The 14,823-nt window shown below is 35.0% G+C and carries 15 protein-coding genes; 7 read left to right on the top strand and 8 right to left on the bottom strand.

Going from position 1 to position 14,823, the window contains the following annotated elements:
* Window positions 1-137 precede the first annotated feature (137 nt).
* The gene (gene feoB / locus ACKI4K_RS04625) at window positions 138-2,156 is read right to left on the bottom strand and encodes a ferrous iron transport protein B (RefSeq protein ID WP_407422752.1); all 2,019 of its coding nucleotides are present in this window, start codon (window positions 2,154-2,156) and stop codon (window positions 138-140) included.
* Between the two features lie 454 nt (window positions 2,157-2,610).
* Window positions 2,611-3,093, bottom strand: coding sequence for a hypothetical protein (locus ACKI4K_RS04620; RefSeq protein ID WP_407422750.1), 483 nt, complete (start codon window positions 3,091-3,093; stop codon window positions 2,611-2,613).
* A 98-nt stretch (window positions 3,094-3,191) separates the two neighbouring features.
* Here ACKI4K_RS04620 and ACKI4K_RS04615 point away from each other — a divergent pair, with 98 nt between their 5' ends.
* The 4 genes from ACKI4K_RS04615 (at window position 3,192) to ACKI4K_RS04600 (ending at window position 6,102) form a co-directional block, all read left to right on the top strand.
* A complete protein-coding gene (locus ACKI4K_RS04615) occupies window positions 3,192-3,653 on the top strand; it encodes a MarR family winged helix-turn-helix transcriptional regulator (protein ID WP_407422748.1) in 462 nt (153 codons plus the stop codon).
* 147 nt (window positions 3,654-3,800) lie between these two features.
* Entirely contained in the window at window positions 3,801-5,060 is a 1,260-nt protein-coding gene (locus ACKI4K_RS04610; protein WP_407422746.1) for a tripartite tricarboxylate transporter permease, read from the top strand.
* Window positions 5,061-5,840, top strand: a complete 780-nt coding sequence (locus ACKI4K_RS04605) for an ATP-binding protein (protein ID WP_407422744.1) — start codon at window positions 5,061-5,063, stop codon at window positions 5,838-5,840.
* Complete coding sequence (locus tag ACKI4K_RS04600) at window positions 5,833-6,102, top strand: STAS-like domain-containing protein (RefSeq protein ID WP_407422742.1); 270 nt, start codon at window positions 5,833-5,835, stop codon at window positions 6,100-6,102. Before ACKI4K_RS04605 ends, ACKI4K_RS04600 begins: the two co-directional genes overlap by 8 nt.
* A 4-nt stretch (window positions 6,103-6,106) precedes the next feature.
* On the opposite strand, the gene ACKI4K_RS04595 is transcribed toward ACKI4K_RS04600, so the two are convergent.
* Window positions 6,107-7,012 carry an SAM-dependent methyltransferase gene (locus tag ACKI4K_RS04595; protein ID WP_407422740.1) on the bottom strand — a complete coding sequence of 302 codons (906 nt, stop codon included), beginning with the start codon at window positions 7,010-7,012 and terminating at the stop codon, window positions 6,107-6,109.
* Window positions 7,013-7,146: 134 nt separating this feature from the next.
* Here ACKI4K_RS04595 and ACKI4K_RS04590 point away from each other — a divergent pair, with 134 nt between their 5' ends.
* Both ACKI4K_RS04590 and ACKI4K_RS04585 read left to right on the top strand, forming a co-directional pair.
* Entirely contained in the window at window positions 7,147-8,592 is a 1,446-nt protein-coding gene (locus tag ACKI4K_RS04590; RefSeq protein WP_407422738.1) for a CpaF family protein, read from the top strand.
* 28 nt (window positions 8,593-8,620) lie between these two features.
* Window positions 8,621-9,502 (top strand): type II secretion system F family protein, encoded by an 882-nt coding sequence (locus ACKI4K_RS04585; RefSeq protein ID WP_407422736.1) that lies wholly within the window; start codon window positions 8,621-8,623, stop codon window positions 9,500-9,502.
* A gap of 25 nt (window positions 9,503-9,527) precedes the next feature.
* Here the strand turns inward: ACKI4K_RS04585 and ACKI4K_RS04580 are convergent, their stop codons facing one another.
* The 5 genes from ACKI4K_RS04580 to pth2 all read right to left on the bottom strand — a co-directional run bounded on the left by ACKI4K_RS04580 (window position 9,528) and on the right by pth2 (window position 12,451).
* Window positions 9,528-10,247 (bottom strand): DUF4012 domain-containing protein, encoded by a 720-nt coding sequence (locus tag ACKI4K_RS04580; RefSeq protein ID WP_407422734.1) that lies wholly within the window; start codon window positions 10,245-10,247, stop codon window positions 9,528-9,530.
* A gap of 694 nt (window positions 10,248-10,941) precedes the next feature.
* Entirely contained in the window at window positions 10,942-11,211 is a 270-nt protein-coding gene (locus tag ACKI4K_RS04575; RefSeq protein WP_407422732.1) for an elongation factor 1-beta, read from the bottom strand.
* Between the two features lie 23 nt (window positions 11,212-11,234).
* Window positions 11,235-11,396 (bottom strand): zinc finger domain-containing protein, encoded by a 162-nt coding sequence (locus ACKI4K_RS04570; RefSeq protein ID WP_116670085.1) that lies wholly within the window; start codon window positions 11,394-11,396, stop codon window positions 11,235-11,237.
* 2 nt (window positions 11,397-11,398) lie between these two features.
* Window positions 11,399-12,067, bottom strand: a complete 669-nt coding sequence (locus ACKI4K_RS04565; RefSeq protein ID WP_407422730.1) for a delta 1-pyrroline-5-carboxylate synthetase — start codon at window positions 12,065-12,067, stop codon at window positions 11,399-11,401.
* A gap of 45 nt (window positions 12,068-12,112) precedes the next feature.
* Entirely contained in the window at window positions 12,113-12,451 is a 339-nt protein-coding gene (pth2, locus tag ACKI4K_RS04560; RefSeq protein WP_407422728.1) for an aminoacyl-tRNA hydrolase, read from the bottom strand.
* A gap of 122 nt (window positions 12,452-12,573) precedes the next feature.
* On the opposite strand from pth2, the gene ACKI4K_RS04555 reads away from it, so the two are divergent.
* A complete protein-coding gene (locus tag ACKI4K_RS04555) occupies window positions 12,574-14,352 on the top strand; it encodes a ribosome biogenesis/translation initiation ATPase RLI (protein ID WP_407422726.1) in 1,779 nt (592 codons plus the stop codon).
* The last annotated feature ends 471 nt before the right edge of the window (window positions 14,353-14,823 follow it).

Genomic DNA, 14,823 nt, shown 5'->3' with positions numbered 1-14,823 from the left:
CCCATCATCAGGATTTGAAAAAATTTTTAGGCATGCTAAAAACTTGTTATTCTATACTTTGTCCAAACAGATATATAAATATTTAGTTATAACTAAAAAATTGAAAAAAAATGAAAATGACCTTTAAGTGACTGCACTTATCCAAATCCGGCCAATACACCAATTTGGAAAATTAGGAAAGAAACAACATAAGCGGTCACCAAAGTAATTGCGCACATAGTTATTGGCCATCTGTAACCATTAGTTTCCTGTTTTATTGCGCCGATAGCTGCGATACATGGAGTGTAAAGCAATGTGAATGCCATAAATGAAAATGCAGACAATGGAGTGAAAGACTCATGCACAACATCAGTGATTCCATCCTCATCATCCTCATCCATCCCTTCCAATGTACCGAATGTTGCAACCACAACTTCCTTAGCTGCCAATCCGGAGATAATTGCTACAGCCGCCTGCCAAGTTCCAAATCCTAACGGGACAAATATCGGAGCAAGGAAAGTGCCTATGATTCCTAAAAGACTCATTTGAGGGTCATTTCCTCCCCAAGGGAAGATGTTTTGCAAAAGCCACAACACTACAGAACAGACTAGAATTATGGTACCTGCTTTTTTTAAGAATCCCTTTACTTTTTCCCAGGTATGCAATAATATGCCCTTAAGGGAAGGTATCTTATATGACGGCAATTCCATTACGAATGGTGTTGATAATCCTTTAAACATTGTTCTTTTAAGGATGGCCGCAACAACAAGCGCCACAACAATACCCAACACATAGATCAAAACCAGCATGATCCCCTTATGTTCTGTGAAGAATGCCGCTATAAAAATACCATAAATCGGCAATCTCGCAGTACATGACATGAATGGAACAAGCATCATTGCAAGCATACGGTCCCCTTCATTTTCCATTGTTCTTGTTGCCATAATGGCCGGCACACCACAACCAAATCCCAGTATCATGGGGATAAATGCCTTTCCATGAAGCCCGACAATTTTGTGCATCACGATATCCAAAGTGAAAGCAGCTCTTGCAAGATAACCGGAATCTTCCAAAATGCTTAAAAATAAAAACATTAGAATAATGATTGGCAAGAAAGAAAGAACTCCTCCCACTCCCCCAATAATTCCTCCGCAAATCAATGAAGAAAGCAAACCTTCACCCAAGAAAGATCCTAACGATTTGCTCAATAAAACAAATGCCTGACTAATCATTTCCTGGAAAGGAGCGCCGATAGTGAATGTCAATTGGAACATTGCATACATGATTAAAATAAATATGAACGGGGCCAAAACCCTATTTGTAACAATCTTATCAATCTTATCGGTCATGGTTTCCTTTTCAACGGCAGGCCTTTTAACAGATTCCGCCATCAGACCGTCAATAAATGCATACCTTGCATTAGCAATAACCTCTTCAGGGCTTTCTTTATATACATCACGAAGATGTGTGCTTACCTTATCCACTTCAGCCATTATTTGAGATTGTTTAGGGGATTTTTGAACTTTCTCTATGACAATTGTGTCCTTTTCCAATAATTTTATGGCTGTCCATATGGAAGGAACATTCAGTAAATCACTATCTTGTTCAATCAATGCCTGCAAATCCATCAGATGACCTTTTATATCATTGCCGTAAGACAATTTTTCACTTGTATCCCTTGGATTTTTAGATGCCTTTTCAACTTCAGTTAACAGTTCATCGAAACCCTCTTTATCTTTTGCATTAATTTCAATGACCGGAAAACCTAAAAGTTCACTCATCAAATCAAGATTGATGATATGTTCCTTTTTCCTGGCAAAGTCATTCATATTAAGCGCCATCACAAGATTGGCGCCCAACTCCATCATCTGAACAGTCAGATATAAATTACGTTCCAAATTAGCGGCATCAACCACATTAATAATAACATCGGAGTCATCATCCACAATGAAATCCCTTGAAACGATTTCCTCAATAGAATGAGCGCTTAACGCATAGTTGCCCGGCAAGTCAATAATGTCATATTCATAATTACCATGATTGAAATTGCCCTCTGCCCTTTCAACAGTTTTTCCGGGCCAGTTTCCTACATGCTGGTGCATGCCAGTCAATTGATTGAACACTGTTGTTTTTCCCACATTCGGGTTTCCTGCCAATCCCACAATTAATTTTTCCATTAACCAATCTCCCATTTTAATATAAAAATCCGAATATTGTCTGAAATGCCATTTTCACACAAAATATTTTAGTTTAAGTATGCTGAAAAATTAGGTTTACCAAAACGTAATAATAACTTTATTTTTATTCTATATAAACATTTAAGAGTATAGGGCAATTAAAATTTAGGTATGCCTAAAAATTTAGAAACATTTATATACCATGACAAACAACCCTTTATACAAGTGATGAAATTTAGGCATGCCTAAAACATTGCTTAAAACAAAACATATTATCAGTCAGATAATAATACAATCTCCAAAAAAATATTAAATCAAATATTAAATTAGCTTTTCTCAATTTTCTAATTTAATATGAACGGGAAATAATTCTGCCATATCCCAAAAAACACATAATTGGTGTTTAAATCTCCTCCATATATTTTAAACACCAATTACCTCATTTTAAAAAAATTCAAGGCCCTTCACCATCATAGGTGCGCGGGTCATCGTAAAGGTCCTCATCCCAGTAGTTATACTCAAGATAGTCATCCATCTTCTGGTTCAAACCCCAATTGTTATTATCATAATAGGAATATGGGTCAAATGAACTTTTGCCATAAGAAACAACTACACTTTTACTTGCTTCAGCAGAGTTATATTTTGAATCCCCATCAAATTTGACTTTCACATTATATTTCCCAGGGTCATATTTTATTGCATGAAGTTTGCTATATGATTTGTATGCCCATTTATAATTGCCGTTTTGGTCCGTAATATTATAATGGATTCTTCCTTTACTATTAATGGTATGATTATGACTATCCACAAGTTTGATTAAGATGAATGCACCTTCAGATTCTATCTTAATATCCACATTTTCCTTTGCAGAAACAGGATTGGACAATAATAAAAATGCTGATAAAGCCACTAGAAAAATTATGATTTTCTTGTTCATAATATTAATGTGTACATCTTGTTATAAATTTTTATCTGAATTGTTGAATAAAGCAACATTTAAATTGGATTGAACACAGATATTTAATAGGTGATTTGATGATTGAATATGAAGATATAATGAAGGATTCACCCTATTTAATTTGTTATTTAATTTCCCTGACCAAAACACATGACTTTTATATAAACAAACACATTAAAAGCAGAACAGAGATATTGCCTAGCCAATACTATATGTTAATGTTTTTATACCACGAAATGGGAACTAACCAATCAGATATAGCAAAAGCTTGCTTAATGGACAGAAGTGGCGTTTCAAGAGCATTTAAAGAATTTGAAGAAAAAGGATTGATTACAAGGGAAATTGACGAAAACAACAAAAGAGCATACAAAATACGATTAACTGAAAAAGGGATTGAAACAGCTCAATTTTTAGAACAGAAAGAAAAAGAATGGGACGACATGATCTATGAAGAATTCAATATGTCAAAAGAGGAGTTAACTGAAGTTTTATCAAAAATATCTCTAAAATCATTAGAATTCAATCGAAGTAACTTTTAATTCCATCATCATCGCCCACCCTAAATTCCATCACATACTTACCAATTGAAAACAATTTTTTATAACGAACTAAATTCTTAAAAAAGACATCAATATTCTTTAATGGCCTCAACAAAGTTTAAATTATAGTTAGAATAATTAATAGCCATGATAGAATTAGTTATCGCTTGTTTTATAGGCATATTAATTGGAACGACTACAGGATTGATACCTGGAATACATGTTAACACGGCCGGAGCAATATTGTTTGCCTCATCCACTTTCTTATTGACGTTCTTATCACCCGAATTCCTTTGCGTTTTGATGGTTGCAATGTCAATAGCACATGCCCTGATTGAATTTGTCCCTTCAATGCTATTGGGAGTCCCACAGGAAGGAACAGCAACATCAATACTTCCAGGACACAGAATGGTGCTGCAAGGAAGGTCTAAAGAAGTCATAAGAATAGTATCGATTGGAGGCTTTGGATCAATCATAGTTACGGTAATGATGCTTCCAGTCTTTGCAATCGCCCTTCCAACCCTACACGATTTAACAAAACCGTTCACATGGGCCATACTGCTTTCAGCATCAATTTATCTGACCTACAGGTTAACAAACTCCTATCGTGATTTTATATGGTCGTTGCTTCTTTTTGTTCTTTCAGGGATTCTAGGCTGGATTATTTTTCAAACCCCCATATCATCAGGAGTGACCCTGATGTGTACATTTTCAGGCCTTTTCGGAATAAGCACCATATTGTTCAGTTTAAATGAATCCTCAACAATACCCCATCAGAATAAATTCTATGAACTTGATTTGGATTTTAACAAATTAAAAAGCATTTTCACAGGAGGAATTACGGGGGCGATTTTAGGCTTTCTTCCAGGCTTTGGACCTGCACAGGGAACAGTGATGGCTCAGGCAGCAAGCGGTGCAAACGATAATGACGATGATGACACAGTCAATTTCCTGCTTGCGACATCCGGATTAAACGTTTCAGATTGTCTCTTCTCATTAATAGCGATTTACATTATCGGAAACCCCAGAAGCGGAATAGCTGTTTATATGTCCTACCTAATATCTGAAATGACCATCAACCATTTGGCAATATTTATTTTTGCTTCACTAATATCCGTTTCCGTTTCTTTGGCATTATCCTTAAAATTAGGCGATTCCTTTTCCAGACTAATGGACGGTGTTGATTATAAAAAATTATCGATTGGAGTGATTATGCTTCAGATTTTGATATTATACATCTTCATTTTTTATTATCAGGCCCCCGTTCTTTATATGACTCTAGCTTTGATCACCTCTACTGCAATGGGAATGCTACCCCATTTTCTCGGAATCGGAAAGTCCCATTTAATGGGGATTTTAATTATTCCGGCTATCGTCATCTATATGCAAATGTTTTCGGTGATTTGAATGAAAAATGAATTATATAACCATATCAAAAAATTAAATTCTATTGATAGAATCAAAGATAAAAATGATTTAAAATTAAATAACTCGATTTATTTACCCCAATTGGAACATTTAAGAAGAAATAATTTTATTTCACAAAAAGAAATAGATAAAATACTAAAAAATCCAGATGAAATTAAAAAACTAAAATTCTATAACTTTATTGATTTTATTAACATCTCAGATAAAATTGAAAGTTACCTATCCGAATTAACAGATGAAATATCAAAAATCCTTCCAAAAAATGTAGATATCCAAGGAATGGATTTTTTACTTTATGAAATATTAATTAACATCTATAAACATTCAAAATTTGAAAATGCCTACTTACAGTTTAATATTGAAAACAATGAAAGAATTATTGAAATTTATATTCTAGATGATGGTATTGGGATTCCAGGAAGCTTTAGAGATGCTTCTTTTAATTATGATAATGATAATGAAGTTATATTTGATGCAATAAATGGTAAAACAACCGATAAAGAAAAATATAACTTACATGGCAGAGGATTAAATTCAAGTGCTCGAATCACAACTTTGGGATTTGATGGAGAAATGTTAATTGCATCTGGAAATGGAATATGTTTAATAAACAAAAAAGGCGCTGAAACTTATGATAATAAAAATAAAATAATTGGAACTTTCATAATATTAAGAATTAATAATAAAAAAATAGAAAATATATATGAATATTTAAAATATGAAAAGATTAATAAGATTACTGGGGTTAACCATGAATAAAAAGGAAATAATTCTTGAAGAAAAATATCCAAAAAAATTAGGAATGGGTCCGACGGCAAAAAAACTTTTTCAAGAAATAAATAAAGAATCTGATGTAATTTTAAATTTTGAAAATATTGAATTCATGAGCAGGTCATTCGCTCAGGAATACACATTTCAAAAATATAATTCAAAAACAAATATAACCGAAATAAATATGTCTGAATCTATTAAAAAGCTATTATCCATAGTTGCTGAAGACTTTGAAAGAAGTTGTTTATGAATAGCTAGATAATAATCACATTATCCGCTATTTTTTCTGCTTTTTCTTTTATTTTTGATATGTCTGCGTCAGGAAATGCATCAACAACACACAAATCAACCTTATCAATCTTCAAATCCTCAAATGATTCGTTGTAAATTTCATAACCATCAGCAATTTCATTAATTTCCAGATTAACTTTTAACGATTCGATCATTTCTGGATTGATGTCATTGAATATTACTTTTTCAAAGCCATATTTCAAAAGATATATTCCAATGGCTCCCAAACCGCACATTGCATCTACTGCAATTCCCTTTTCGATAGAATTATTCTTCAGGTAATTATGCAACTGGACCAATTTCTGTTCTGTAGTCATTGCAACTTCAATATGGTGTTTGGATTGGTTTTTAACCAGAATGACTTTATCTCCGAGCAGCGTCCTCATGACATTTATTTGAGTGTCATCGCCTTCAAGGATTTCAAAGTGATTGATGTCCGAATCCTTATCAAATATTCCGACCGTGTCCTGCGGAGATCCTTTCAGGACACATGCCACTTCCGAAACCTCATTGAATAGTCTTGATGCTGCATTATCTGTAAAATCCGGATGCAATAATATTAGGCTTCTTTTGGCTAGGAATTGTGGGTTCAAGCTACTGTAATAAAATTTGGACAATGGAACCGGAGAATTGCGCCTAAGAGTTGCTTTTTCGGGAACGATTTCCTCTTCAATCATTATCTTCAGGATATGTGCCATTACAACATCGATCGGCCTTTTTCCACAGATGCAGCGCTTGAAATCATCATCCAGATTATCAAAATCCATATAATCGCTTACCGGCGAGAATTTTTTAATTTGAACATCCCCACATCTTTCGCATTCCTGAATATCATCAATTTTTTCATCCAAATCATTTTTAGTCAACATGATAGCACACCACAATTGTCCTGTATTTTGATTTTTGTTTTAAGTCAGTAATTATGATTTTGTAAGTAATAAAAGTTTATTAATTAGTATTACTAATTTTAAGAATATGAAAAAACGATCAGTAGGTTTTTAAAATGGAAAATAAACAGAATCAAAGCAATAACAAACTTATACCGCAATATGACGTGATTAAACAAAATTATTCTCCCGAGGAAAAAATTCTTTTGAATGAAATTCGTGAAAATTTGGTTGATTTAGCCATATCATCCGGCGAAAATTTCCAAGTAAATGAGGAGAAGTTATTAAATGACATCAAGGCATTCATATTCAACAAGTTTTCTATAGAACATCAAAATAAAAATATCTCAAATGAATATTTAGATAACTTGTCAGGGAAGCTGCTCAGGGACATTATAGGATATGGCAAGATCGACTCATTAATTCAGGATGATGAACTGGAAGAGATTATGGTAATCGGAGTGGGCAGACCACTTTTCGTTTATCACAGAAAATACGGAATGATGAAAACCAACATCCAATTTGACCGGGAACAGGAACTCCTGGACTTAATCGACTCCATGGCGCGCGAAATCAACAGAAGAATTGACCAGGAATCCCCAATTCTTGATGGAAGATTAAAGGACGGATCAAGAATAAACGCCACAATCCCACCGGTTTCTGCAGATGGGCCTTCACTTACAATCCGTAAATTCAAAAGGGATCCGCTGACCATCATTGATTTGATCAATTCAAAAACAATGTCTCTAGAGCTGGCTGCATTTTTTTGGTTGTGCTTTGATGGATTAGGCGTCAAATCTGCCAATGCAATAATATCCGGCGGAACAAGTTCCGGCAAAACAACAACCTTGAATGCCCTATCAGCATTTATTCCACCCAAGGAGAGAATTATAACTATTGAGGACACTTTGGAACTTCAAATACCTCACGAACATGTTATACGAATGGAAACAAGACCTGCAAATGTTGAAAATAAAGGGGAACTAACGATGAATGACCTGGTTAAAAATTCCCTAAGGCAAAGACCGGACAGGATAATAGTGGGTGAAGTCAGAGGCGAAGAAGCAATCACTTTATTTACCGCATTAAATACCGGCCATTCCGGATTTGGAACACTTCATTCAAATAGCGCAAGAGAAACCATTACACGACTTACAACAAAACCGATGTCCGTGCCTAAAATAATGATTCAGGCCATTGATTTTATAATAATGCAGAACAGAATCTACACGCCTTCAGGAATTTCATACAGGAGAATAAGTGAAGTTGCAGAAATTGTGGGTGTTGAAGAAGGGGTAACCCAGCTGAACAAGATTTTTGAATGGAATCCCGAAAGGGACAGCATTGACAATGTTAGCGTTTCCAGCAACACATTAACGCAAATAGCCAATTTAAGCGGCAAATCCATGCATGAAATCTACAACGAAATAGAAAATAGGGAACTGGTCCTAAAGCACATGTTGAATCACAATATACATGCCGTGAATGATGTGAATGCCGTTCTGGAACTGTACTATGCCAATCCTCAGAAAGTCTTAAATGAAATTATCTTAAACGGGTGATATTATTTTAAAAAGATTTTTTATTGCAATGGGAGGAACCTTTTTATTTCTATTTGAATCCGTAAAGAGCCTCTCTCCAAGCGGCATTAAAAACAAAAGTGAAAGAAAGGATAATCCAAATGTTTTTTCCAGATTGAACATGACCCGTTATTCCCGAAGTGAAAAAGCTGAAAATGACCAAATCGAATTAATTAGAAACCTCCTGCTTGAACATCTCTTCGACAAACGTGTAATTGCAATCCTAATTGTCATATTCATAATGACAAGTAGTTTTCTAGCATTGGAACTGGGGGGAATATATCTGGTGATTATTATGATGTTTTATACTTTCACCATTTATTATCCTCAAATTAAAGAGAAAAACTCCTATTCCGATTTGAATCAGGAATTGCCTTATGCATTAAGGCATATGGGAATTGAATTAAAATCCGGAAAGGGGCTTCATGATACACTAATGACCATTAAAAATGCAGATTACGGTTCCCTATCACGGGAATTCAACAGGGTTTTAGAGGAAGTGAAATATGGAAAACCAACAGAGGAATCACTTCTAGAAATGTCCCACAGGGTCAAATCCGAAGGTTTAAGTCGGACGATTCACCAGATAATCGGCACTTTACGAGTGGGCGGGAATTTAGCCAATAGCTTGAACATTATTGCAAAAGACATTTCCTTTGAAACACAAATTAAATTAAAAGAATACGCACAAAAATTAAATTCCTTTATTCTGATTTATACTTTCATAGCAATATTGGCTCCGGTAATCATTTTGATAATGCTGATGGCGGGTTCGACCGTTATGGGAGACATAGTATCGGGAAATCTTCTATTAATAATATACGGATTATTTTTCCCAACAGTGGTTTCATTTATGGGAATAATAATCAAAAAACTGGAGCCAAAAATATGAAAATTAAAAAAAAAGAAAAAAGGAATTAATGGAAGAAAGTTTCAATTCCTTTTGATGCCAATAAACCGGCGAAATCGCCTTGTTTATCCATAATGATATTTCCTTTAGTAAATTGATCCATTGCAGCATTAATCATTGCATTTTTAGTATCAGAATCTTTTGCTTTATTGGCAGCCGCTTTAACAATGTCCAATACGGCTTCCCCTCTGGATACGCCTTGGTTCCAATCCTCTTCACGGATAATGTCAATAGCGCTTGCATTGGTTTGCTGGCCATTGACCTCCAATGGTCCTGCTGCAGCAAGTACGGCATCCAATCCCTGACTATTGACTGCAACCACATTATCAATTTTTACACCCTTATTACTTTCTACAATTTCCTTTGCATATTGCAGTCCTTTAGAATTATCCGCATCATAAAATGCATCGTGCATCAGCAATTTAGCGCCTGCACCCTGTTTCTGATATTCTTCGGGTTCCGCAGCAGTTGGATGTCTCATTCCACCAGGATAAAATGCAGTGTAATCTTTTAGAGTGCCATTATTTAAGCTAACAATAAATGCCATGTCACAGGCCCCCATTCCGGCTCTAGTTTCACTTTCATCAATGGCGCAAACTAAAATATGTTTATCGCCGGTGGCTAAGATAGAAGTTTCGCCAAGGAATATAACACCTGCAATTATTGCAGCTAACCCAATAAGAACAACAATTATAATAATTAAGATCAGTCTTTTTGTCCTATTCATAATCCAACCCACATTAAATTAATATAAAATAGTATAATTGTATTAAGTTATCTTTTTTATTCTACTTAAATCTTGTTAATACTCAATGACCGTTACAACCGAAAAAATAACACCATAATTTTTTCAAAAACCCCTTTTTCTTTTTAGGATTTTCATTTATTGGATATAATATGGGTTTATGTTTAATTTAATAGATTTACCATCCCTTAGAAAAATAATTAATAGGTGAAATTAAATATGATTGACATATTTAATTTCCGAGAGTAGTTATATGTACTTATCAACATATGAAAAAAGAGATATATGGTGTTTAATTGTTGAGGAGTTTTAAACACCAACGACTTTATTAGGAAAATTTTTTTGGCAGAATAATTTTCCGGAAAAAATACTAAATTAGAAAATTGTGAAAAGCTAATTTAATATTTAATTTATTTTGGAGATTGTATTATTATTTGACTAATAATATTTTTGAAGTAATGTTCGAAATTTAGGTGTGCCTAAATTTACATCACCATGTATAACATAGTAAGACATAGTATATAAATGTTTCGGTATTTTTTAGGCATACCTAAATTTTTACAATGTCTTTCTAAAAATATGTCGCGTGTTATATAACAGGTAGTATAACATAGTATATAAATATTTCGGACAACCTAAAAAAAATAATAAAAAAAGAATAAAAAAATGAAAGATTCTACATCAATCTTCCAACACCGGTAATTTCAATACTGGCGACACCATCAATAGCCTGAACCATTTCCTCAACAGGTTCGGATCCGCCTTCACCATCTTCAGTGATGAATTGTAAAATTACAGCAACTAAACCAAAAGCAATTGGTTCTTCTGAAATTTCTTGGATTCTTGCGCCTTCAGGCATTGAACTTTCAATAGTGGATTTGATTGCTTCTAAATCTATGTCCGGACTATCCGGCATGATTTTCATAGTTGTTAATACTTCACCCATTCTAATTCCTCCATATTTAAAAATTATGGTCCTTCAAAACCGCATTCGCATTTGTAAGCGTGACCAAAAGTACGGCATTTTTCACATCTTGCAATTTTTGCTCCACAAATCGGACATTCAAACTCTACGAAAGGTCCGGTTAATGGAATTTCCTGTTTACATGAAATACATTCTACAGTTTTCATTTCTATTCACCTATAATTTTTGTGTAATCGAAGTTATAATCATTTACATTATCATCTATAAGAGATAAAACCCTTTCGGGAAACTTTCCATTCACAACATAACAATCAGCCCCAAACTCTAATAAAAGAGAAGGTAACATTACATCAATCGATGACTCCTGAAAAGTTAGTAATGTTGTTGCATCGATTTTACTTATGAATGTTGAACCCGGCTCTTTAGGTTCTTGGGTATATATACCATTTACATTTGTTACTATTAAAAGCTTTGCATTTAGGAGGTGTGCCACATATGCTGCAATCGAATCTGAAGTTATATCCCATGAGCATTCAAACGGATCCTCTGCCTTTAGGAACTCGGAAACTGCAAAAATTGGGGTGAAACCTTCATCAGATATTTTTTTAACTTCATCCACATCAAATGCCAGTTTTGCAGACTCCACCTTATCATTGACCAGTTTGGCAATGATGTCCATGCAATCGATGGCTGTCCAATGATTCGCTTCATCTGAAAAATCCTGTTCTTCATTATATCTGCGAATGAGATTTGCAAATTCTCCACCACCCAAAATGATAACTGAAGAGGTGTTCTTTAGTTTATCCGCCAAAGATATTGCATAATCTGGAAATAGACTTCCCCCGATCTTAACAACCTGTTTTATGATAATTACCACAACCTTGTTTAATTAAAAACAGCTACGATTAAATGATAAGTTTAACTATAAAAGTTTCAAATCCCCAGTCACTTCGTCAAGAATTTCATCTTCATCCGGACCGAGCGCCAAAACTGTAATGCTTGATGTAGGTATCTGAGTCCTTCCGGCATCAATAACCAAATAATTTGAAATCCCCTTTTCATCAGCCAATCTTTTAAGTTCCAATAACTCCTCCTTGGTTTGGACTTTTAAAACGACTTTGGCATAGGCCTCATTTTCCCATTTTTTAATTTTTTTTGGATCTGTCTTTTTATAAGAACCGATGGAACCATGACAACACTGGGCGGCAATTTTTCCCTTGCGCATCTTTAAATCAGTTCTGACTATCATTACCTGTTTCATAATTATCAATATTAAATATCTGTTTAGGGATTAAAAAGTTTTTTGAAATCATACCATATTGCAAAATTTAATTAATCAATAAAAATAAAATTACATATGATTATAATTTTAGGGAGATAATAATGACTCGTATTTCAATTTTAGACAAAGACAGATGTCAACCGAAAAAATGTGATTATCTTTGCATTCACTACTGTCCCGGTGTCAGGATGGATGAAGACACCATAGTGGTTGATGAAGATACGAAAAAACCGTTGATATCAGAAGAATTATGTGAAGGGTGCGGCATCTGCACCAACAGATGCCCATTTGATGCCATTACAATTATTAATTTACCTGAAGCCGCAGACAATCCAATACACAGATTCGGTCAAAACCAGTTTGAGCTGTTTGGTCTTCCCGCATTAGAGGAAGGTACTGTTCTGGGACTTCTCGGACCGAACGGTATTGGTAAATCCACAATAATGAACATTCTATCCGGTAACTTGATACCCAACTTCGGAGACTATGAAAACCCGCAGGAAAATTGGGATGAAGTGATTGAATACTATAAGGGTTCAGCCCTTCAGAAGTATTTCAAGGACCTGTCCGAAGGCAACATCAAAACCATATTAAAGCCGCAGATGGTTGACAAGCTTCCGAAGGTTGTGAAAGGCAAGGTCAGAGATTTGCTTGAAAATGTTAACGAAAGAGATAAGCTTGACTATGTTACAAAAGAGCTGCAGCTTGAAAATGTTCTGGACAGGAAAATGGAAAACCTGAGCGGCGGGGAACTTCAAAGGGTCGCAATAGCTGCAACAGTCCTGAGGGAAGGTGACTTCTACTACTTTGACGAACCCACCTCCTGGCTTGACGTGTCACAAAGATTGAATGCCGTCAAGGTTATCCGCTCACTTGCAGATGAAGGCAAAAGCGTGCTTGTCATCGAACACGACCTTGCAACTTTGGATGCCCTATCTGACAATGTCCACATATTATACGGTGCTCCTGGAGGATATGGTGTGGTGTCCGGAAGGAAAGGAGTTCGCATAGGTATCAACGCTTATATCAATGGATTTTTGGCTGAGGAAAACGTCAGAATCAGAAGAAACCCAATTGAGTTTACAATAAGGCCGCCGACTCCCGAAGATGAGGGGGATGCGCTTGCAAGCTACACCGACATCAGCAAGGACTATGACGGATTCAGCCTGTCCGCCGATGCCGGCGAGATATTCTACGATGAGATCGTGACTGCATTCGGATCAAACGGTATTGGTAAAACCACATTCGCCAAAATGCTTGCTGGAGTGGAGGAACCAACAACAGGAGAAGTTGATGAGGAGGTAACAATAGCCTACAAACCACAGTACATCGTTTCAGACTTTGAAGGGACAGTGAGCGACTTTTTATATATGAATGCCCCCAGTTTCGGATCTAAAATCTTTGAAAGCGAAATAATGAACCCATTAACCCTGGACGACATGCTTGACAAACCGGTCAGCGGATTAAGTGGAGGGGAACTTCAAAGATTAGCCATTGCAGCAACACTTGCAAAAGATGCTGAAATCTATCTTTTTGACGAGCCTACCGCATTTCTGGATGTGGAACAGAGACTGATTGCCGCAAGGGTCATACGCAAGATGGTTGAAAGCAGAAACGCCGCATCACTTATTGTGGACCACGACATCGTATTCATCGATTACATATCCGACAGGGCAATGGTGTTCAACGGCACTCCTGGCTTGAACGGCCATGCATCAAAACCAACCGATTTGAGAAATGCAATGAACGAGTTTTTAGGAAATCTAAACATTACATTTAGAAGGGATAAGGAAACAAAAAGGCCGAGAGTAAATAAACTTGACAGTTTTAAAGATCGTGAACAAAAAGAAAAAGGAGAATATTACTATCTGTCCGACTAGATACTCCCTTTATTTTTAAACCATCACCAAAAACAGGAAAAAACTGTAATATGGTTATAAAGTTAAGGGCTCACTTTAATAACCATAGTACAACAAATAATCCAATACCAAATGAATTATTTTTTTTTGATAGCTCTTTTATAAAGATACAAAATGACTTTAAAATAATTTAAAAATATTCTTAATTATATTTCCAACATCACCATTAATAACCTTAGAAAAATAATTTTAAGATAGAGTAGTAAATAGCCCCCCTACGGCTATTTACTGGAGTATATGACATATTTCAAAATTGAGGTTTATCATATAAAATTATCATGAGTATGATAATCTAATAAATAATCACTAGTAATACCATATATAAAGGTTACTAAAGTAATAACCCTTAAATTACTTCATATCAATTAAATTTTAGTTAAATTTGAAAAATAATGAGTTAATATAGTAATTTTAGATAAATAAACTACAGAC

It is taken from the genome of Methanobrevibacter sp. (assembly GCF_045644645.1).
Lineage (GTDB): Archaea > Methanobacteriota > Methanobacteria > Methanobacteriales > Methanobacteriaceae > Methanocatella.
Note: the sequence above shows the minus strand (reverse complement) of the source record. Positions and strands in the feature narration are given on the sequence as shown.